Here is a 20,605-nt window from a genome sequence, read left to right on the forward strand (position 1 = left end):
ATCGTGCTGCGGTGGCCGAGGCGATCGAGTTGCAGGTGGGCGAGCGCACCGTCCGGGTGTCGAGCCCGAGCAAGGTGTACTTCCCGGAGCGCGGCATCACCAAGCGACAGGTGGTGGAGTACTACCTGGCGGTGGCGGAGCCGCTGTTGCGGGCCATCGGTGAGCGCCCGACCACGCTCAAGCGCTATGTGGACGGTGTGACCGGGGAAGCCTTCTACGCCAAGCGAATCCCCAAGGGCGCGCCGGAGTGGGTGCAGACGGCGAAGATCACCTTCCCCTCGGGGCGCACGGCCGACGAGGTGTGTCCGACGGAGCCGGCGGTGCTGGCCTGGGCGGCGAATCTGGGCACCTTCGACTTCCACCCGTGGCCGGTGCGGCGGCCGGACGTCGACCACCCGGACGAGTTGCGCATCGACCTGGATCCGCAGCCGGGCACGGACTTCGCGGACGCGGTGCGGGTGGCGCTGGTCCTCAGGGAGGTCCTCGACGAGCTGGGCATCCGATCCTTTCCGAAGACCTCGGGCGGGCGCGGCATCCACGTGCTGGCCCGGATCCGCCCGGAGTGGGACTTCATCGACGTCCGGCACGCGGTGATCGCGCTGGGCCGCGAGGTGGAGCGGCGGATCCCCGACCGGGCGACGACGGCCTGGTGGAAGGAGGAGCGCGGCGAGCGGGTGTTCCTCGACTACAACCAGGCGGCCCGGGATCGCACGATCGCCTCGGCCTGGTCGGTGCGGGGCACCCCGCGCGCGACGGTGTCGATGCCGCTGACCTGGGAGAACCTGCCGAGCATCGACCCGAACGACTTCGACGTGCTGACCGCGCCGGGCTGGCTGGCCGAGCACGGCGACGCGCTGGCGGGCATCGACGACGCGGCACACGGCCTCGAGACGCTGCTGGACTGGTACGCGGCCGACGACCGGGGCGAGATGCCCTATCCGCCGGATTACCCGAAGATGGCCGGAGAACCGAAGCGGGTGCAGCCGAGCAAGGCCCGCTCGGACTGAATCACCGCCTTGCAATTCCTTTGTGGACAATAAGCGCGGACGAAGGCGTATCATGTCCGTCTCGTCCCTTGACAGTGGGGAACATCGTCGTTCCAGGCGATGACCTGCGGGGAAATTGTGTTGAGACGTCAGTGTGATCGCCCTCTCCAACACGGTGTCGGCCGTTTACCATGGAGCGGGGGACAAACCCGACGAGCCGCGAGGAGGGCCGGCCGTGACGATTCCGTATGTGGCCCGCTTCGTCGGCGGCCCGCTCGACGGCCGCGAGGAGATCTGGAGCCGGCCGATCGACGAGGCCCGGCCGACGATCACCCACGTGCACCTGCACGACGGGCCCAAGATCGAGCACCACTACGACCTGCACCACTCCGACCAGTTCGGCTGGGAGTACCGGCTGCGCGAGTCATAATCGCAGGTCTTCGAACACGTGTGCTAACGTCGGCCTCGCCTTCCGGACGGAGCCGACCCAGGGGTGCCCGCCCCTACTGCTAGGTTGCCGGGCGGCAGCATGCCGGCCGCGTGTCGTCACGGTGTGTGCCACCCCGGTGCCCAGCCCTGCACGCATCGAGGAGAATTGAGATGGCGCAACCAGGCTCGCTGTCCGACGAGGACGTCGAGCACCTTCGTGACGAGCTCGTCCGGGGCCGCGAGCCCACCGTGTGGTTCACCGCCGACGCGGTCGGGGTCGAGGCGGGCCGCTCGGCCAGGGTGGTCGGGCTCAACGACCCGGTCGAAGGCGACTTCATCCAGGTCCGACCGGCCGGCTCGCACGATGAGCTGTCCTTCTCGCCGGGCGAGCTGACGCTCGAACGGCCCGGACGCAAGCGTTCGCCAGCAGGCCCACCAGCGGTATCCCGTCCCTCCATGGAGCAGAGAATGTCGGAGATCGAGAACACCACCACCGAGACGCCCGAGGAGGTCGCCGCGGGCGACACCGCCGCCGTGGAGGAGGCGCCGGTCAAGAAGCCGCGCCCGGCGGCGAGCACCGCCAAGAAGACCCGCGTCGCCGACGTGGTCATCACCATCAGCGGCAGCATCGACGGCGACTGGACCGTGGACGTGGTCGCGGCCAAGAAGAAGGCCCTGCGGGCGCTGCCGGTCACGCCGGCCGTCGTCGGGCAGGCCGCGAAGGCCCTGCACCCCGAGGTGGCCGAGTCCATCGAGTCGATCCTCGAACAGGCCCGCGAGCAGCAGACCGCCAAGGTCGAGCAGCTGCGCGCCGAGCTGGAGGCGGCGCAGAAGGCTCTCGAGGAGCTGGCCGGCTGATTCCACGGCCATAGCACAGAGTGGGGATTCCTTTCGGGGAGTCCCCACTCTTTTTCGGTCACGTATCGCTATCCGTGAATCGATCGCGCTACGCGTTCGAGTGAGCCATGGGTCGCTCGCGTAGCGGTGTTCCCGGGCCCGCGCCCGGAAATAACGTCATCCCTGCTGGTCCGTTCGATTTACGGGGAGGTCCTCATGGACGACAAGACGCCTGAGCTGGGTGGCTGCAGCTGCTGCGGAAGCTGCACGGGCCCCGGCTGCGGATGCTGCTCCAGCTGTAGCTGACAGGGGATCGGCGCTCACGGCGGGCAGGCGGTGCCGTCCGTCGGGATCTGGGCGTCGACCAGGAAGTGCTGCGCAGCGGCGGTGGCGCACGGCGACTGCACCAGAGCGCCGTGCCCGCCGCCCTCCCAGCTCACCAGCACGCCCGAGGCGAGCTGGCGCGCGGTGCGCTGAGTGCCGTCCTCCGGCGTGACCGGGTCGTCGGCGGTGCTCAGCACCAGGATCGGCGGCGCGTTGTGCCCGCTCGGGGTCGGCAGCTGCTGCGCCGGCACCGGCCACGAGGTGCACAGCAGCAGCTGCTGCGCGAACAGGCCGCCGAACAGCGGGGCCTTCTTCGACCAGTCCGACACCATGCTGCTGATCTGCTCCGGAGGCAGCCGCGTCTGCACGTCGTTGCAGCCGGTGATCAGCTGCGTGTCCAGCAGTGGCGGGTTGCCGTCCACCACGGTCGACAGCGGCGCCACGAACTGGCTCAGCGGGTCCATGGTGCCGGCCAGGGCCGCGGTGATCGCGTCGCCCAGCGCCGGCCAGGCGCTCCGGTCGGCCAGCCCCATCAGCACCGCGTGCAGGGCCTCGCCGGCCGACAGCTGGCTGGTCTTCGGGTGCTGCCGCAGCTTGTCCAGCAGCGAGAGCAGCGCCCGTTTGGGGTCCGCGCCGAGTGAGCAGCCGCGGGTCCGGCACGCCGTCGCGAACGCGTCGAACGTCGCCTCCGCGCCCATCGCCCCGGCCTGCGCCGCGCTCGGCGCGTCCAGGATCGGGTCGGGCGAGCCGTCCAGCACGAACCGGCCGGTGTGGCTGCCGTACCGGTCGGCGTACAGCGTCAGCACCCGCGACCCCTCGCCGTGCCCGATCGCGTTGAGCCGGTCCACGCCCAGCGCGCCGCGCAACTGGTCGAGGTCCTCGGCGGTGCGCCAGCTGTCCAGCGCCTGCAGCCGGTCGTCCAGCTCCAGCACGCATTCCTGGCTGGCCCGCTTGGCCGCGGCCAGCAGGTCGTCGAGCTGGCTGTCGTTCGGGTCGTAGCCGACGATCTGGGCCCGCGCCGAGCCCGGCACGCACTGGGCCGGGTCGGAGGCGCCGGTGCCACGACGGTCCATGCCGACCAGGGAGAACGTCTGGAGCAGCGCGGCCGGCAGCTTCGCGGCCAGCTGGGCCGCGTACAGCGTGCCCGGCACGCCGGTCGCGTCGTTGACCACGGCCAGCGGGATCGGGCCGGTGCCGGCCTTGAGCACGGCGATCGAGACGTCGCCGATGCCGGGCTGGTCGGGGGAGTCCAGCGGGGTGGTGATCCGCCCGCACTGGAACGACAGCGGCGTGGCCGTCTCCGGCATCCGCTGCTTGGTCGCCGACGTGCAGTCCGACCAGGCGATCGACGGGTTCTGCGGCTTGTCGAGCTGCGGCAGCTGGCCGGCCGGGGCGGGCGCGCTGCCGGTGCTGGTCTGGCCGCCGTCGTTGACCGCGATCACCGGGCGCACCGACGGGCCGACCGCGCAGGCGCTGACCGTCAACAGCAGGACGGGGACCAGCACGCCGAGCGACCGGCCAGACTGGGGATGGCGCGGCAACAGCGGCTCCTCGCTCTCATCTCGGTCGAAACCAGCCTCGCACGGGCCGGGTGAGGCTCCGGTGAGCGGGACTGTCAGTCCCCACACCTATTTTGTAGGCATGGTCATGGTCTATGTGGACGGAACCCCTGGTCGGCTGCCCCGACGGCGTGGCCTGGGGGAGATCGCCGGCCGCCTGCTCGGCTCGGTGCCGCCCACCGGTCTGCTGCTGGGCGGCATCATCAGCGTCCAGTTCGGCGCGGCCCTGGCCAAAGGCCTGTTCCCGGTGGTCGGGGCGGCCGGCGCGGCCGGGGTGCGGCTGGCCTTCGCCGCCGTGGTGCTGCTGGCGGTGTGGCGGCCCAGCCTGCGGCTGTCCCGGCGGCAGTGGCTGGTCGTGCTCGGCTACGGCGCCGTGCTGGGGCTGATGAACCTCGCCTTCTACGAGGCGCTGCAGCGGTTACCCCTGGGCATCGCGGTGACCATCGAGTTCCTGGGGCCGCTGTCGATCGCGCTGGCCGGCTCCCGCCGGTGGCTGGACGTGCTGTGGGCGCTGCTGGCCGCCGCCGGCGTGGCCCTGCTGGCCGACCTCGGCGGCGGCGCCTCGCTGCCGGGCATCCTGTTCGCGCTGGCCGCGGCCCTGTGCTGGGCCGGCTACATCCTGCTCGGGGCCAAGCTGGGCGAGCACACCGCCGGCGGCTCGGGCCTGGCCATCGGCATGGCCGTCGGCGCGCTGGTGATCGCCCCGTTCGGGGTGGCCGAGGCCGGCTCGTCGGTGCTCAACCCGACCATCCTGCTCATCGGCCTCGGAGTGGCCCTGCTGTCCTCGGTGATCCCGTACTCGCTGGAGCTGGAGGCGCTGCGCAAGATCCCGCCGCGCCTGTTCGGCGTGCTGATGAGCGTGGAGCCGGCGGTGGCCGCGCTGGCCGGCGTGCTCGTGCTCGGCGAGAGCCTGCGGCCGGCCCAGTGGCTGGCCATCATGTGCGTGGTCACCGCCTCAGCCGGCGCCACCTACCTGGCCCGCAAACGCTAGCGCCGGCGTCAGGACGTGATGTCCTTGCGGGCGAACCGCCGCGCGGCCAGCACCGCGAACACCGCGCCGTAGGCCAGCGACGAGAACGAGCCGCGGACCATGTCGCCCCAGTCGACGTCCGAGCTGAGCAGGTCGGACCACGCCGTCGCGTAGTGGGTGGGCAGGTAGTCGCGCAGGTCGCCGAGGGCGGTGATGGAGTCGAGGATCTGCGACACGATCGACACCATCACCGCCCCGCCGACCGCTCCCAGCGGGGCGTCGGTGGACACCGACAGCAGCAGCGCCAGCCCGGCGATCCAGATCAGGTACACGGCCAGATAGGCGACGGCGATGGCCAGCCGGGCGATCCCGGTGCCGAAGGCCAGGGACTCGCCGGTGGTGCTGATCAGGTCGCCGCTGCCGTACCAGATCAGGCCGACCACCAGCGCCATCGCCGGCAGCACGACCAGCCCCGACACCGACAGGATCCCGGACACCACGGCCTTCTGCCGCAGCAGCCGGCCCCTCGGCACCGGGACGGCCAGCAGGTACTTCAGGCTCGACCAGGACGCCTCGCTGGCCACGGTGTCGCCGAAGAACAGGGCGATCACCACCACCAGCAGGAAGCTGGCCGACGCGAACAGCGCGAAGACGGCGAAGTTCAGGCCGCTGGAGGTGGCCAGGTCCACGAACGCCGACGACGCCGACCTCGAGGTGCCCTGGCTGGGGGCCGCCTTGAACGCGATGAGCAGCAGGAACGGCAGCACCGCGAGGAAGCCCAGCGCGAACTGGGTGCGCCGCCGCCGCAGTTGGCGGCGCAGCTCGACGCCGAGCCGCAGCGTGCGGGAACCCCGGTAGCCGGCGACCGAGCCGTCGGCCCGGACCTGGGCGTGCTCGGTCTCGGCCGCGGCGACCAGGTCGGCGATCGCCGCCGGATCGGTGTGCACCCCATGCTCGTCGGCCATGTCAGCTTCCTCCGCTGCTGTCGCCGGTCTCCACCAGCCGCAGGAACACGTCCTCCAGCCGCCGCCGCGGCCCCGCCTGCTCGACCGCGATGCCCGCCCGGACCAGCGCGTCCACCGCCGCCGACCGGGCCGTCGAGCCCAGGTCGGCGTGCACCAGCTGGCCGTCCGAGGTGACCCCGGTGGTGCCGTTCAGGTCGCGCAGCACCCGGGCGGCGTCGGTGACCCGGTCGACCCGGAACGTCGCCTCGCCGCCGCCGGCCACGATGTCGTTGACGGCACCCGCCGCGACCAGCCGGCCCTTGTGCATCACCACGACGTGGCTGCACGACTGCTCGACCTCGGACAGCAGGTGGCTGGACACCACCACGGTCCGCCCGGTCGCCGCGTACCGCCGCAGCACGTCGCGCATCTGGTGGATCTGGGGCGGGTCCAGCCCGTTGGTCGGCTCGTCGAGCACCAGCAGGTCCGGCAGGCCGAGCATGGCCTGGGCGATGGCCAGCCGCTGCCGCATGCCCTGGCTGTAGGTGCGGACCCGGCGGCGGACCGCGTCGCCGAGGCCGGCGATCTCCAGCGCCTGCTCCAGGTGGGCTTCTTCCGGCGGCCGGCCGGTCGCCGCCCAGTACAGCTCCAGGTTGGCCGCGCCGGACAGGTGCGGCAGGAAGCCCGCGCCCTCCACGAACGACCCGATCCGGGACAGCACCGGCGCGCCGGCCCGCACCCGGTGCCCGAACACCCGGATCTCGCCGTCGGTGGGCCGGACCAGGCCCATCAACATGCGCAGGGTGGTGGTCTTGCCAGCGCCGTTGGGGCCGAGCAGGCCGAGGACCTGCCCGTGCTCCACCCGGAACGACAGCTCCCGCACGGCGGTCAGCCGGCCCGGGTACGACTTGGTCAGGCCGGTGATCACCAGCGGCACGTCGGCCAGCTCCGGGTCGGCGTCGTCACCGCCGCGCCGGCGCAGCGCGGCGACGATCGCGGCCAGCACCGCCAGCCCCAGGATGATCGCGATGCCGATCACCGGGCCGGCCGGGATGCCGCTGCTCGAAGCGGTGGCGCCGGTGACGACCGGCACCTCCAGCCCCATCGGGCCGGCGAGCGCGACCGTCCGCACCGACGGCGTGGTCTCGTTCGCGTACGCCTGGTCGGTCGCGGTGACGACCAGCTGCAGCCGATGCCCGGCGGCCACCGGCCGCACCACCCCGGCCAGGCTGACGTTCACGTCCACCGACGAGCCGTCGGCCGGCAGCTGCACGCGGAACGGAGCGACCGCCGCCCCTGGCAGCGTCCGCCGACCGTCCGGGCCGACGTCGTAGAGCTTGGCGAACAGCACCGTGTCGCCCCCGCCGACGCCGGTGATGCGCAGCGTGGTGAAGGTGGTGCCGGCGATGGTCAGCGACGATCCCAGCGGCTCGCTGGTGAACACCGCCGACTGCCCGGGCAGGTCGATGGCCAGGTTGCCGGCCAGGCTCGAGGCCGTCGACGAGCCGCCGAGCAGCGCTGTGCCCACCCCCGGCAGGCTGCTGATGGACGCCGGGCTGCCGCCCGGCGGCGTGACCACCTGCTGCTGGGGCCCGGCCAGGGCCACCTTCTGCCGGGTGGTGGCGTCGTTGTGCAGGCCCGGGTAGGCCGGGGCGGCGACCGTGCGCAGCGTCGGCGCGCCGCGGGCCCGGATCGTGCCCTGCACGTCGTAGGAGAAGCCGGTGCCGGGGTTGGGGGACTTGCCGCCCATCAGGTAGTACGTGAACCAGTCGGCCACCTCGGACCGCACGGCGTCGGTCGGCGGCCCGCCGTCGTGGCCGCCCGGATACCAGGACACCTTGACCGGCACGCCGTTGCGGGCCAGCTGCCGGGCGGTGGCGTCGGCCTGGTCCAGCCCGAACAGGGTGTCCTGCTCGCCCTGCACCAGCAGCGTCGGCGCGGTGATCTGGTCGGCCACGCTGACCGGCGAGTCGCGCCGCAGCAGGTCCACGGTCGCCTGGTCGGCCCGGCCGGTGGTGGCGACCCGGGTGTAGGCGTCGCACACCTCCTGGGTGAACCGCCCGCACGCGCTGGTCGCCGGCCCCGGCCGGACGCCGGACAGTGCCGAGCCGAACAGGTTGCCGGCCCACACCTTCTTGAACACGCCGTCGTCGCCCTCGACGCCCGCGGCCGGCGTCGAGGCGCCGATCGAGGCCGTGCTGGCCGCGTTGGGCAGCAGGGCGGTCGAGAGGTCGTTGTACGTGATCAGCGGGGCGATCGCGTCGATCTTCTTCTGCTTGTCCAGGCCGGCGGCCATCAGGGCCAGCGCGCCGCCGTAGGAGCCGCCGGTGATGCCGACCCGCGGGTCGTCCTGCTTGTCCTGCTGCACCTCGGGCTGCCGGGACAGCCACAGCACCAGCTGGTCGGCGTCCTCGACCTCGTAGTCGGGGGAGTTCAGGGCGATCTGGCCGGTGCTGCGGCCGAAGCCGCGGGCCGAGTAGGCCAGCACCGCGAACCCGCGCCGGGCCAGGTCGGTCGCGTCGTCGACCAGGTCGGCCTTGGTCTGGCCGAAGCCGGGCGACACGATCACCGCCGGGGCGGGCGTGGTCTCCGGCACGGAGAAGGTGGCGTCCAGCTGGATCGGCTGCTTGGCGCCGTCCGGGCCGTCGACCACGTCGATCAGCACGTCCCGGGACGTGACCGTCGGGGTCGGGGCCGGCCGGTTGACCCACATCACGCCGGCGACGGCGAGCAGCAGCAGGACCACCAGCCCCACCGCGGGCCATTTGCGGCTGGTCAAGAGTCTCCTCGGGCGTCCAGCACCTCGCTGACGTGCTCCACCATCGGCGGGTCGTCGAAGTACTCGCTGACCGCGCTGCGCCAGTTCGCGAGATGCTCGGAGTAGTAGAACTGCTGAGTGTGGGCCTCGAGCGAGTCCCACTCGGTGATCACCAGGTAGCGGCACGGATCCTCGACGCTGCGGGTCAGCTTGGCCGACCGGCAGCCCGGGCTGGCCAGGATGTGCGCGATCGCGCCGCGCGAGGCGGCGACGAAGGCAGCACCGCAGCCCGCCCGCACGTGGATCTCCGCGATCGTGAGGATCACGGGGGAATCGTGTCATGCCCTCGCAGACATGTGGTCACGGGTTGTGTCGCAGGTGGCTGGCTGTGATGTTCCGCGCCCTGGCTGGCCTCGGACAGTGGTCATAGGGGACAATGTGTGACGTTGGAGGGGAGTATTCCCCCGCGGCGGCGTCGTCAGCACGGTGTTCGACGAGGAGCACCCGGTTCCGCCGGTGGACATCGGTCTCGGTGTCTGCGGAAGAGACCTCCGGTCGGTGGCGCATGCCCTGGACCGGAGGTAAAGAGATGATCGTCCCACTGTGGTTGTGGATCGCCACCCTCGGCGGACTGGCCGCCCTGCTCGCCCTCGACCTGATCATCGTGGACAGCCACCCGCACGCGGTGAAGGTCGGCGAGGCGGCCCGCTGGGTCGTGTTCTACGTGCTGTGCGCGCTGGCCTTCGCGGCCGGGCTGTGGTGGTTCGCCGGGTCGGCCCCGGCCGGCGAGTTCATCGCCGGCTATCTCACCGAGTACTCGCTGTCGGTGGACAACCTGTTCGTCTTCGTGATCATCATGACCGCGTTCGCCGTGCCGAAGATCCACCAGCACCGGGTGCTGCTGGTCGGCGTGGTGCTGGCGCTGGTGATGCGCGGCCTGTTCATCGGCGTCGGCGCGGTGGTGATCAGCCAGTTCAGCGCGGTCTTCTACCTGTTCGGCGCGTTCCTCATCTACACCGCCGTGCAGATGGCCCGCTCCCAGGGCCAGTCCCACGAGGACGACGAGTACAAGGAGAACCTGATGATCAGGATCTCCCGCAAGGTCCTGCCGGTCACCGACAGCTACCACGGCGCCAAGTCCTTCGTCCGGCACAACGGCCGCCGGATGGTCACCCCGATGCTGATCGTGATGATCGCCATCGGCACCACCGACCTGCTGTTCGCGCTGGACTCCATCCCGGCCATCTTCGGGCTCACCAAGGAGCCCTACCTGGTGTTCACCGCCAACGCCTTCGCGCTGATGGGCCTGCGCCAGCTGTACTTCCTCATCGGCGGCCTGCTGGACCGGCTGGTGTACCTGCCGATCGGGCTGTCGGTGCTGCTCGGCTTCATCGGCCTGAAGCTGATCCTGGAGGCCCTGCACGACAACGAGCTGCCGTTCCTCAACGGCGGCGAGGGCCTGCCGGTGTGGGAGATCGGCACCGGCACCTCGCTGGCGGTGATCGGCGGCGTGTTGGCGGTGACCACGGTGGCCAGCCTGATCAAGACCCACTTCAGCCGGAAGCCGGAGCCCAACACCGAGGCGGCGTAAGGGCGGTCGACGCGGGCGGCGGCGCCCGAAGGGTAGGTTCGGCGGCGTGCGCCCTGAAGACGTCGCGCTGCTGCGCGTGCCCGGCTCCGTCACCCTGCGCGGCGATCTGCTGCTGACCGACGTGGCCCACCCCGACCTGGAGACCGACAGCTACCGGGGTGGCCTGGTCCGGGTGCCGACGGACGCTGTGTCGACGGACCTTGGGCCGAAGCCGTGGACCAGGGGCGACCGGGACACCTCGCCGCGGATCTCGCCGGACGGCCGCTGGGTCGTCTTCGTGCGGGACCGCCAGCTGCACGTGATCCCGGCCGACGGCGGCGAGGCCCGTCGGCTGACCGACCTCCCCGGCGGGGTCAGCACCCCGGTGTGGGCCCCGGACTCCGGCCGTGTCGCCTTCGTGGCCCGGGTGCCCGAGCCCGGCCGCTACGGCGCCGACGGCGCGCCGGAGGCCGAGGCACCGCGGCGGATCACCGACCTGCGGTACCGGATTGACGGCGTCGGTTTCCTCCGCGACCGGTTCCAGCAGGTCTTCGTGGTGGACGTCGAGGACGGCAAGCCCAGCCAGCTGACCGACGACCCGGTCGACTTCGAGGTGCCGGTGTGGAGCCCCGACGGCCGGCACGTGCTGGCCATCGCGCCGCGGCAGGACGCCGGCGAGCGCGTGCTGCACGACTCGGTGTACGCGGTGCCGGCCGACGGCGGCCCCGCCGTTGTCGCCGTCCACGGCGAGGGCAACATCTGGACGGTCGCCGCCTACCGTGACCAGGTCTTCCTGGTCGGCACCGAGTTCGGCGGCCTGGCCTCGGGGCCGATCCCCAGCGGCGTGTGGGTCGCGCCTTGGGAGCCGGGCACCGCACCCCAGCCGCCGCGGCGGCTGACCGATCCGGGCACCGTCGACTGCGACCACAGTGCCGGCAGCCTCGTCGTCACCGAGGACGGCGCGCTCGCGCTGGTCCGCAACCGGGGCGCGGTGGAGCTGCGCCGCATCCCGCTCGACGCCGACCGGACGCCGCTGGCCGACCTGGAGCTGGTCGCCGGCGACCACGCCGAGGTCAAGGCGTTCGCCGAGGACGCCGGCCGGATCGCCGCGGTCGTCGCCACGCCCGACAGCGCCGGCGAGGTCGTGCTGGTCGGCACCGATCTGCGTACCGACTTCAGCGCTGACCTGCGCGCCGCCGGCATCCGGCCGCTGCGGGAGATCCACGGCACGTCCCCCGACGGCTACCCGGTGCACGGCTGGCTCGCGCTGCCCGAGGGCGACGGCCCTCACCCCGTGATCCTGAACGTGCACGGCGGGCCGTTCGCGTCCTACGGCTGGGGCCTGTTCGACGAGGCCCAGGTCTACGCCTCCGCCGGCTACGCCGTGGTGCTGCCCAACCCCCGCGGCTCGGCCGGCTACGGCCACGACCACGGCATGGCGCTGCTGGGCAACCTGGGCTCGGTGGACGCCGACGACGTGCTCGCGCTCCTGGACGCCGCCCTCGAGCTGCCGGAGTGCGACGCCGAGCGGGTCGGCGTGATGGGCGGCTCCTACGGCGGCTTCATGACCACCTGGCTGGCCGCCCACCACGGCCACCGGTTCAAGGCGGCCTGGAGCGAACGCGCCGTCAACGCCTGGGACTCGTTCGCCGGCTCCTCCGACATCGGCTGGTGGTTCGCCGACGTGTACGCCGGCCCGGACCCGGACACCCAGCGGGCCGTGAGTCCGCTCACCTACGCCGACAAGATCGCCATCCCGTTCGCGGTGGTGCACTCCGAGCAGGACTGGCGCTGCCCGCTGGAGCAGGCCCAGCGCTTGTTCGTGGCCCTCAAGCGCAACGGCACCCCCACCGAGCTGCTGCTTTTCCCCGGCGAGGGGCACGAGCTGACCCGCTCCGGCCGGCCCCGGCACCGCCGGCAGCGGTTCGACGCGGTGCTGGACTGGTGGGACCGGCATCTCCGGGAATCCGTTGGCCCCGAGGACCGGTGATTTGGCAGGCTCCCGTCATGACATGGACGGTGCGACGGGCCGATTCCGGTGACGTTCGCGAGCTGGCCAGGATCAACCATGAATCCTGGCGAAACGCCGCTCGCGGCACGGTGCCGGACGTGTTGCTCGACCGGATGCTGCCGGAGAGCCACCTCAACGGCTGGCGACGATGGGTGCGGCTGCCCGACCCCGACGGGGTTTTCGTCGCCGAGGACCTCGACGGGAAAATAGGCTCCTACTGTGTCGTCGGGGAAGCCCGCGACGACGACGACCTGCACGCCGACCTGCCCACCGGCGAGCTGGTGTCGGTGCACGCCGACCCCGGCTGCCAGGGCACCGGCGCGGGCCGGACGGTGCACGACGCGGCCATGGACCACCTGGCCGGACAGGGCTTCCGCTACGTGGTGCTCTGGGTGCTGGAGGACGACTGGGCGACCCGCTCCTTCTACGCCCATCTGGGCTGGCGCCACGACGGCGCGTCGAAGGAGCACGTCGTCGGCGAGCACCGCTTGGGGCTGGTCCGCTACGGGAGGTTTCTTCCAGGACGCCAACGGTTGTTTCGACCCCCATCAGGCTGGCGACGGCCCGCCTACGGCTGAGGATCAGCCCAACATGATGTAGTTCAGCTCCTCGCAGATCCGGCTCAGCGGCAGGTCGAGGCCCGGGTGCTCGAGCGGCAGCAGCACGTCCGGGGCGTCGGGCATGGCGTTGCCGCCGGGCGGGTCCCACAGGCAGATGGCCGGGTCGCCGGCGTCCATGGACGACCGGTACCAGAGGCCGTCGAGCTCGGGGTAGGCGGCGCGGATGGTCCGCGCCCAGGCCTGGGTGAGGTCCTTGGGCCCGCTGCTGATCTCCTGGGAGGCGCCGGCCCTGGTCGGCCACAGGCCGGCCAGGTCGAGCAGCCGCAGGGTCCGCTTGGGCCGGAACACGACCAGGTGCGGCCGCCGGGTCTTGCGGTCCACGGTGGAGGTGGCCTGGTAGACCTCGGCGACGCTGGTCCGCACCGACAGCCCGAAGTAGAGCACGCCGTGCCCGGGGTCGTCGGCCGGCGGGCCGGCCGGGTGCGGGTCGAACCGGGCGTGCGGCAGCGGGCCGGTGTAGCGGAAGGAGTTCCAGCGCTGCGGGTGGCTGCCGCCGGCGGTGAAGATGCGGACAAGCCGGGTCGCGCGGTGCACGGCCACCACATCCTCGGCGCGACGCAGTAGCGCCTGGAGCACCGCGGGTGCTGGCGGCGTGGGAAGCCGAGCCATTCAGATACGTCGTTTCGATAGGGGACGGTGGAAGCCCGCGGGTCCCGCTCCCGGGCAGCCGGAACGCATCGGTTCGGCGCCCGCGGAGCGTCGGGACCTCTCGATCAGACGGGCGTGCCCAGCATCGAGGCCTGGGCGGCCACGCGGCGCGGGTCGCCGCCGGCCAGCAGCCAGGCCCGCGGCGTGCCGGGACCGTCGCCGACCAGCAGGTCCTCCTGCGGCGTGGTCATGAAGCCGGCCAGCACCAGCGGCGGCTGGTCGTCGGGCATGGCCGCGAGCACCGCCTCCAGGCCGGGCAGCACCCCGTTGTCGGTGAACTGCCAGGCCGGCAGCCGCCAGCTGCCGCGGTCCTTCCAGCCGGCCAGCCGGCCGGCGGCCAGCCGGTGCCGGATGCGGCTGGTGTCCACGTCGAGCACCGCGGCGGCCTCGCCGACGGTGAGCGCGGTGTCGAACAGCACGGTCCGGGCGGCCAGCTCGCGGGCTCGCGGCTCGAAGTCGTCCTCCCGCAGGCCGCCCAGGTCCAGACCGACCTCGGTGAGCGCCTCGCGCTGGTCGGGTGTGAAGTAGGCGGCCGGCTCGGGGTGCGGCGGGGCGAGCCGCCTGGCCACGTCCTCGACCAGGGTGAGGAACTCGTCGGCGGTCACCCGCAGGCCCGCCTTGGCCAGCACAGTCTCGAGCGCCATCGTCATAAGCACAGGGTAGCCTGCGCGTGCGCATTCGTGCGATGGCTGTCACCCGAATCACCCTCGAATTTCGACCGACTGCACCCGTTGTGCCACTTTACGTAGTCGGGCCCAGGCGCATGCCCTAGGGGGATTGGGGTCGGGCACCACCGGTACGCTGGCCCTTCGTGACTGGCCGACTCGTAAGGGAACCGGTGGACGCCGAGCCGAACACCACGCCCGTGCACCGGTCTCGCGGCGAGTTGATCTTGTGGACGGTCGCGTCCCTGGTGCTCGTCGTGGCGATCGCGCTCAGCACGGTCTACATCGGGACGTACAACCAGCACCACTTCACCGACCTGTACGTCTATCTCGGCGGCGGCGACGCCTTCCGGCACGGCCAGGACCTCTACCAGACCGAGATGCAGACGCCGTTCGCCGGCTTCCTGCTCAAGTTCACCTACCCGCCGCTGGCCGCGATGCTGTTCGCCGGCCTGGCCGTGCTGCCGCTGGCCGTGTCGATCGCCGTGTTCACCACGGCCACGCTGGCGGTGCTGTTCCTGTGCCTGCGCGCGGTGCTGGTGCGGGTCGCCCCGGCCCGGCTGCTGGCCCGGTTCCCGGTCCCGGTGCTGGCCCTGGTGGTCACCCTCGGCGCGGCCTGGCTGGAGCCGGTCCGCGAGACGATCTCCTTCGGTCAGGTCAACATCCTGCTGCTGGGCCTGATCGTGGCCGACTGCCTGGTGGCCAAGCCCTGGTGGCCGCGCGGCCTGCTGATCGGCCTGGCCGCCGCGATCAAGCTCACCCCGGCCGCGTTCGTGCTGTACTTCGTGGCCAAGAAGGAGTGGCGGGCCGCGCTGACCACGGTCGGCGGCTTCGTCGGCTTCGGGCTGATCGGCTTCGCGCTGGCCCCCGGCGACTCGGTCAGCTACTGGTTCAAGGACTTCTTCGACACCAACCGGGTCGGCAACCTCGGCTTCAGCTACAACCAGTCGCTGCGCGGCGTGGTGGCCCGGGTCGGCCTGCCGGCCAACCTGGAGGGTCCGCTCTGGGTGGTGCTGTGCCTGGCCGTGCTGGTGCTGACCTGGCTGGTCGTGCGCCGCACCCGGCTGGCCGGCCAGGACCTGCCGGCCATGCTCGCGGTCGGCGTGTTCTCGCTGCTGGTGTCGCCGGTGTCGTGGGCACACCACTGGGTGTGGGCGGCGCTGGCGCTGGTGTGGGGCGTGGCCATGGCCGTCCGGGCCCGGTCCTGGTGGCTGGGCCTGCTCACGGCGTTCGCGCTCTACCTGTTCTGGTGGGCGCCGTACCACCAGGCCCCGGAACTGCGCGATCCCGGGCAGTACTGGGGCCTGTGGAACAGCGTCTTCGGCAACGCCTACGTGTGGATGGCGATCATCGTGCTCGTCGTGATGACGGTGTGGTCGCGCGGGCTGGCGGCCCGCTCAGGCAGCGCCCTCGACCACGCTGTTGCGGAGGCCCCGTAGCCGGAAGGCCATCAGGATCAGCGAGACGCCCCAGATCAGCGCGAACACGCCGATCGTGGTGACCAGGGCGAGCGCGCCGGCCCCCGGGTTGAACAGCAGCACCACGCCCAGGATCAGGGTCAGCGCACCGGTCACGATGAGGAACCAGGCGTGCGGCATGGCCCGCCGCAGCGCGACGCCGGCGATGACCTGGACCACGCCGGCCACGATGGCCCAGATCGCGATGATCACCAGCAGCACCACCGCGGTCTCGCCCGGCAGCATGATCGCCACCAGGCCGGCCAGCACGCCGACCACGCCGATCAGCACGTTCGACCAGCGGTGCCCGCGCACCGCCGCGCCGAGCGCGATCGAGCTGACGCCGTCGACGAGAGCGTAGAAGCCCCAGAGGAAGATCAGGGCGAGCAGGGTCATGCCCGGCCAGGCCAGGGTGACGATGCCGAAGATCACGGCCAGGGCGCCCCGCAGGGCCACCAGCCACCAGTTGCGCGTCAACAGTTCGACCACGCGGTCATGGTCGCGGTCACCGGGGCGGCCCGCAACGCGAGAGTGCAGGTTGCCGCGCAGGAGTGACCGTTTGTCTCGCGGACGGTTGGCCTAACCCGTTCGGCGGTGTTGTCGGCCGATTAGTTCACAACCTGCGGATCGGGCCGTCTCAGAATTCCCTTGGAAAGCGATGGGAAGAAGATCCAGAAAAGATCCGCGGTTGCTCGGAGTCATGGTGTCCGTGCACCGGGGTGGGCTGACGATTCGCCTGGTAGGCGGGGTTCGATCAATCATCGCCGACGTCGATCGGAGCGTGTCAAGGTAGTAAATTGAACATAGTTCCGGTCCGTTGACGTTAACGGTCAAGGCTTTCCGTGGTCCGCGACTCCTCGTCAGAATCGCGGCAACCGCCTGTCCTTCGTTGTGTCCCCTTGGAGCGACCATGCGTTATTTTGAACAAGGAAAAGAGTATGTTATATCCTTGTATCGGATCGTGCTCGGCCTGCTCTTCGTCTGTCACGGCGCCGGCACGATCTTCGGCCTGTTCGGCGGCAAGCAGTCGGCGTTCGGCGCCTGGCCGGGCTGGTGGGCGGCCGCGATCCAGCTGGTGGGCGGCGCCCTGGTGCTGATCGGGCTGTTCACCCGGGTGGCCGCGCTGCTGTGCTCGGGCTCGATGGCCTACGCCTACTTCACCGTGCACATGCCGAAATCGTTCTTCCCGATCCTCAACGGCGGCGAGGCCTCGGTGCAGTTCTGCTGGGCGTTTCTGCTGCTGGCTTTCCTCGGCCCCGGCATCTGGTCCATTGATCGGATGCTCGGACGGTCCGCCGCGATCCGGGTGAACGCGCCCGTGCGGCAGGCCGCGGAGGCCTGATCGCCTCACTCGACGATCGAGGGCGTCGACGTGCTTTCCCGGTGGACCAGCACGGGGACATGGTCTTCCACGTCGGCGCCCTCGCCGCCGTCCAGCACCGCCAGCAGTGAGCGGGCGGCGGCGGCCCCGAACGCGAAGGTGTCGCGCGTGAGCGCGGTCAGCGGTGGATGCAGCAGCTGGCACAGCGGCGAGTCGTCCCAGGCGACGACCGAGAGCGCGGCCGGCACTGCGACGCCCAGTTCGGTGGCGACGGCGACGCCGGCCACCGCCATCACGTCGTTGTCGTAGACGATCGCCGTCGGCGGCCGCGGCGATCCGAGCAGCTCTCGGGTGGCGGCCGCGCCCTGCTCGCCGGAGTAGTCGGTCATGATGATCGGGATCTCGTCGAGGCCGTGCGCGTGGACGGCGGTGTGGAAGGCCTCGGTGCGGCGCTCGGTGTGCAGCAGGTCGGGCAGCCCGGCGACGCGGGCGATGCGGCGGTGCCCGAGCCCCGCCAGGTGCTCGACGATCTGGGTCATCGCCCGGGCGTCGTCGGCCCACACGCTCGGCAGCCCGCCGTGGTGGCCGGGGCCGCCGATCACCAGCGCCGGCAGGCCCAGCTCCTCCAGCAGGGCGACGCGAGGATCGTTCACCCGCAGGTCGATCAGGAACACCGCGTCCACCCGGCGCTCCGACCACCACTGCCGGTAGAGGCCGATCTCGGCCGCCTGGTCCTCGACCACCTGTAGCAGCAGGGCGATCCGCCGCGGCGAGAGCGCGGCCTGCAGGCCGGAGATGAGCTGGAAGAAGAACGGCTCCACGCCCAGGGTGCGGGCCGGCCGGGCCAGCACCAGGCCGATGGCGTCCGAGCGGGCCGCCGACAGCGCCCGGGCCGCGTTGTTGGGATGCCAGTCCAGCTCCCGGGCCACCGCCAGGATCCGGTTGCGGGTCGCCTCGGACACGCCGGGCAGGCCGTTGAGCGCCATCGACACCGCGCCCTTGGACACGCCCGCCCGCCGGGCGATGTCCATGATCGTCGGTCGTTTCACGACTGCTCCAAACGGCCTCGTGCGCAGCAGCTAAACCGGTTCAGCCGCGTCGCTAAACCGGTTTACCTCGAAGGTAGGATCCGGCCCGGACGATGACATGTCAAGGCTTCTACCAGGACAAATTCGATGGTTGACAACAGGGGAGCGCCTTTGGCAAATTCGTGCGCGTCCCTGGCGCTGCGCACACGTATTGGACGGTTGTCATGCCGACGAATCCCCTGTCGAGGCGCGGTTTCCTGGTCGGTGTGGCGGCGACGACCGCGCTGGGTGTGACCGGCTGCGGCCTCGGCGGCTCGTCGGACAGCGGCGGCGACACCAGCGGCCCGATCACCGGGGACGTCACCGGCGAGATCAAGTTCCAGACCTGGGCGCTCAAGCCGAAGTACACCGACTACATCAACGGCATGATCACGGCGTTCCAGAAGCAGCACGCCGGGGTCAAGATCACCTGGATCGACCAGCCGGCCGACGGCTATCTGCAGAAGGTCACCGCCGACGCCGCCGGCGGCACCCTGCCCGACGTGGTCAACATGCCGCCGGACCTGTCCTATCCGTTGGCCAGGAAGAAGCTTCTGGTCAACATCGACACCGCGGTGCCGGACGCCAGGAAGGACTACCTGGACAACTCCTGGGCCGCCTACGAGCTGTCCGGCCAGAGCGGCTCCTACGGCTTCCCCTGGTACCTCAACACCGGCCCGACCTTCTACAACAAGGCCCTGTTCCGCCAGGTCGGCCTGGACCCGGAGCACCCGCCGACCAACTACGCCGAGCTGGAGAACGCCGCGCTGGTGATGGCCCAGCGCAGCAACAAACAGATCGCCATGCTGGGCCTGACCCCGGTGATCGCCGACTTCGGCCTCTACGGCGTGACCGTGCTGAACGGCGACGGCACCAAGTTCACCTTCAACGACAGCAAGGGCGTCGAGTTCGTCGAGATGTACAAGCGGCTCTACGACGCCGGCGCGCTCATTCCCGAGGCGCTGACCGCGAACTACACCGGGGCCGGCACCAAGTTCATGAACCAGCAGATCGCCTGGGCCCCGGGCTCGGCCTACGACCTGGCCAACTTCAAGACCAACGCGCCCAGCCTGTACGCCAACGTCGGCATCACCAAGACCATCACCAACACCGGCAAGGCCAACATGTACGTGCAGGGCCTGTCGGTGTCGGCGGCCAGCAAGAACAAGCCGACGGCGCTGGCCTTCGCCCGCTTCGTCACCAACGCCGAGAACCAGATGGCCTTCGCCAAGCTGACCGCCATCTTCCCCAGCACCAAGGGCTCCATGTCGGACCCGTACTTCGCCAACGACGGCGGCACCGACGAGGGTCGGGTCCGGGTGGCCGCGGCCAAGCAGCTGGCCACGGCGGTGAACTACACGCCGGTGCAGTGGAGCGACCAGATGACCACCCAGCTCCAGCAGAAGATGGCCGACGCCATGCAGGGCAAGACCTCGGCCAAGCAGGCGCTGGACGACACCGTGGCGCAGTGCGACAAGCTGCTGGCGGGCTAGCGGTGAAGACCGCTGCCGAAGTGCACCCCGGCGAAGTGCGGCCGCCTGTTCTCCGGCCGGTGAGGATCGCTCAGCAGCGCTGGTTCACGCCCTGGCTGTTCCTACTGCCCGGCCTGGCTGTGGTGATCGGCTTCAGTCTGTTCCCGTTCCTGAACACCGTCGTGCTGGCGTTCACCAACGCCAAGGTGCTCGGCGGCGGCCACTTCACCGGCGCCGACAATTTCGTGCGCATGGTGCGGGATCCGGCGTTCTGGACCGCGGTCGGCAACAGCGCCCTGTACGTCGTCGGTGTGGTGCCACTGTTGGTCATCCTGCCGCTGCTTCTGGCGTTGCTGGTGGAGCGCAAGCTGCCGGGCATCACCTTCTTCCGCACGGCCTTCTTCACGCCGGTGATCGCCTCGATCGTGGTGGTCGGCCTGATCTGGACGTGGATGCTGGACACCCGGGGCCTGATCAACGACGTGCTGGGCGCGCTGGGCTGGCTGAAGACGCCGATCCCGTTCCTCACCGACCAGTGGCTGCTGCTGGTCAGCGCCATGACGGTGACGGTGTGGAAGGGCCTCGGCTACTACATGGTGATTTATCTGGCGGCGCTGGGAACCGTGTCGAAAGACCTGCACGAGGCCGCGCAGGTGGACGGGGCCGGTTGGTGGCGGCGGCTGTACTCGGTGACGCTGCCAGCGCTGCGGCCGACGATGGTGCTGGTGGCGGTGCTGTCCGCGGTGGCGGCGTTCCGGGTGTTCTCCGAGATGTACCTGCTGGCCGGCCCGGCCGGCGGCCCCGGCGGCGCGGACACCACGCTGGTGATGCTGATCCAGCAGGTCGGCACCGGGCTGACCGGCGACCTCGGCTACTCCTCGGCGCTGTCGGTCGTGCTGTTCGTGCTCACGCTGGGGCTGCTGCTGGCCACGAACCGGCTCAACCGTCAGGAGGACCTGTGAGCGAG

General features: G+C 71.1%; 19 protein-coding genes. 11 read left to right on the forward strand and 8 right to left on the reverse strand.

Going from position 1 to position 20,605, the window contains the following annotated elements:
• Window positions 1-11: 11 nt before the first annotated feature.
• The 3 genes from ligD to JJ691_RS49080 all read left to right on the forward strand — a co-directional run bounded on the left by ligD (window position 12) and on the right by JJ691_RS49080 (window position 2,273).
• A complete protein-coding gene (ligD, locus tag JJ691_RS49070) occupies window positions 12-1,007 on the forward strand; it encodes a non-homologous end-joining DNA ligase (RefSeq protein ID WP_211766211.1) in 996 nt (331 codons plus the stop codon).
• A 214-nt stretch (window positions 1,008-1,221) separates the two neighbouring features.
• Window positions 1,222-1,416: a hypothetical protein gene (locus JJ691_RS49075; protein WP_211766212.1), complete on the forward strand. Its 195-nt coding sequence runs from the start codon at window positions 1,222-1,224 to the stop codon at window positions 1,414-1,416.
• A gap of 170 nt (window positions 1,417-1,586) precedes the next feature.
• Entirely contained in the window at window positions 1,587-2,273 is a 687-nt protein-coding gene (locus tag JJ691_RS49080) for a DUF6319 family protein (protein ID WP_211766213.1), read from the forward strand.
• 299 nt (window positions 2,274-2,572) lie between these two features.
• On the opposite strand, the gene JJ691_RS49085 is transcribed toward JJ691_RS49080, so the two are convergent.
• Window positions 2,573-4,117 (reverse strand): alpha/beta hydrolase, encoded by a 1,545-nt coding sequence (locus JJ691_RS49085; protein ID WP_249227526.1) that lies wholly within the window; start codon window positions 4,115-4,117, stop codon window positions 2,573-2,575.
• Between the two features lie 100 nt (window positions 4,118-4,217).
• On the opposite strand from JJ691_RS49085, the gene JJ691_RS49090 reads away from it, so the two are divergent.
• Window positions 4,218-5,126 carry an EamA family transporter gene (locus JJ691_RS49090; protein WP_211766214.1) on the forward strand — a complete coding sequence of 303 codons (909 nt, stop codon included), beginning with the start codon at window positions 4,218-4,220 and terminating at the stop codon, window positions 5,124-5,126.
• A gap of 8 nt (window positions 5,127-5,134) precedes the next feature.
• Here JJ691_RS49090 and JJ691_RS49095 read toward each other — a convergent pair whose 3' ends face one another.
• The 3 genes from JJ691_RS49095 to JJ691_RS49105 all read right to left on the reverse strand — a co-directional run bounded on the left by JJ691_RS49095 (window position 5,135) and on the right by JJ691_RS49105 (window position 9,133).
• Window positions 5,135-6,070, reverse strand: a complete 936-nt coding sequence (locus JJ691_RS49095; protein ID WP_211766215.1) for an ABC transporter permease — start codon at window positions 6,068-6,070, stop codon at window positions 5,135-5,137.
• Window position 6,071: 1 nt separating this feature from the next.
• A complete protein-coding gene (locus tag JJ691_RS49100) occupies window positions 6,072-8,762 on the reverse strand; it encodes an alpha/beta fold hydrolase (protein WP_211772220.1) in 2,691 nt (896 codons plus the stop codon).
• Window positions 8,763-8,824: 62 nt separating this feature from the next.
• Entirely contained in the window at window positions 8,825-9,133 is a 309-nt protein-coding gene (locus tag JJ691_RS49105; RefSeq protein ID WP_211766216.1) for an antibiotic biosynthesis monooxygenase family protein, read from the reverse strand.
• 263 nt (window positions 9,134-9,396) lie between these two features.
• Here JJ691_RS49105 and JJ691_RS49110 point away from each other — a divergent pair, with 263 nt between their 5' ends.
• The 3 genes from JJ691_RS49110 to JJ691_RS49120 are packed head-to-tail and all read left to right on the forward strand — an operon-like array spanning window position 9,397 to window position 12,966.
• Window positions 9,397-10,398 (forward strand): TerC family protein, encoded by a 1,002-nt coding sequence (locus JJ691_RS49110; protein WP_211766217.1) that lies wholly within the window; start codon window positions 9,397-9,399, stop codon window positions 10,396-10,398.
• 46 nt (window positions 10,399-10,444) lie between these two features.
• Complete coding sequence (locus JJ691_RS49115) at window positions 10,445-12,367, forward strand: S9 family peptidase (RefSeq protein ID WP_211766218.1); 1,923 nt, start codon at window positions 10,445-10,447, stop codon at window positions 12,365-12,367.
• A 17-nt stretch (window positions 12,368-12,384) separates the two neighbouring features.
• On the forward strand, window positions 12,385-12,966 hold the full coding sequence (locus tag JJ691_RS49120; RefSeq protein ID WP_211766219.1) for a GNAT family N-acetyltransferase: 582 nt from the start codon (window positions 12,385-12,387) through the stop codon (window positions 12,964-12,966).
• Window positions 12,967-12,969: 3 nt separating this feature from the next.
• Here the strand turns inward: JJ691_RS49120 and JJ691_RS49125 are convergent, their stop codons facing one another.
• Together JJ691_RS49125 and JJ691_RS49130 are read right to left on the reverse strand one after the other, a co-directional pair.
• The gene (locus JJ691_RS49125) at window positions 12,970-13,617 is read right to left on the reverse strand and encodes an RES family NAD+ phosphorylase (RefSeq protein ID WP_211766220.1); all 648 of its coding nucleotides are present in this window, start codon (window positions 13,615-13,617) and stop codon (window positions 12,970-12,972) included.
• A gap of 104 nt (window positions 13,618-13,721) precedes the next feature.
• Window positions 13,722-14,306 carry a DNA-binding protein gene (locus JJ691_RS49130; protein WP_211766221.1) on the reverse strand — a complete coding sequence of 195 codons (585 nt, stop codon included), beginning with the start codon at window positions 14,304-14,306 and terminating at the stop codon, window positions 13,722-13,724.
• A 161-nt stretch (window positions 14,307-14,467) separates the two neighbouring features.
• Between JJ691_RS49130 and JJ691_RS49135 the strand changes: the two genes are divergently transcribed.
• The gene (locus JJ691_RS49135; protein WP_211766222.1) at window positions 14,468-15,760 is read left to right on the forward strand and encodes a glycosyltransferase 87 family protein; all 1,293 of its coding nucleotides are present in this window, start codon (window positions 14,468-14,470) and stop codon (window positions 15,758-15,760) included.
• On the opposite strand, the gene JJ691_RS49140 is transcribed toward JJ691_RS49135, so the two are convergent.
• A complete protein-coding gene (locus JJ691_RS49140; protein ID WP_211766223.1) occupies window positions 15,719-16,267 on the reverse strand; it encodes an HdeD family acid-resistance protein in 549 nt (182 codons plus the stop codon). The two genes, JJ691_RS49135 and JJ691_RS49140, sit on opposite strands and share 42 nt — an antisense overlap.
• A gap of 460 nt (window positions 16,268-16,727) precedes the next feature.
• On the opposite strand from JJ691_RS49140, the gene JJ691_RS49145 reads away from it, so the two are divergent.
• A complete protein-coding gene (locus JJ691_RS49145) occupies window positions 16,728-17,120 on the forward strand; it encodes a DoxX family protein (protein WP_442912577.1) in 393 nt (130 codons plus the stop codon).
• Between the two features lie 5 nt (window positions 17,121-17,125).
• Here JJ691_RS49145 and JJ691_RS49150 read toward each other — a convergent pair whose 3' ends face one another.
• Window positions 17,126-18,148 (reverse strand): LacI family DNA-binding transcriptional regulator, encoded by a 1,023-nt coding sequence (locus JJ691_RS49150; protein WP_249227527.1) that lies wholly within the window; start codon window positions 18,146-18,148, stop codon window positions 17,126-17,128.
• 203 nt (window positions 18,149-18,351) lie between these two features.
• Between JJ691_RS49150 and JJ691_RS49155 the strand changes: the two genes are divergently transcribed.
• Both JJ691_RS49155 and JJ691_RS49160 read left to right on the forward strand, forming a co-directional pair.
• On the forward strand, window positions 18,352-19,659 hold the full coding sequence (locus JJ691_RS49155; protein WP_211766225.1) for an ABC transporter substrate-binding protein: 1,308 nt from the start codon (window positions 18,352-18,354) through the stop codon (window positions 19,657-19,659).
• A gap of 59 nt (window positions 19,660-19,718) precedes the next feature.
• Window positions 19,719-20,600, forward strand: coding sequence for a carbohydrate ABC transporter permease (locus tag JJ691_RS49160; RefSeq protein ID WP_211766226.1), 882 nt, complete (start codon window positions 19,719-19,721; stop codon window positions 20,598-20,600).
• The last annotated feature ends 5 nt before the right edge of the window (window positions 20,601-20,605 follow it).

This window comes from Kutzneria sp. CA-103260 (assembly GCF_018263855.1).
GTDB lineage: Bacteria > Actinomycetota > Actinomycetes > Mycobacteriales > Pseudonocardiaceae > Kutzneria.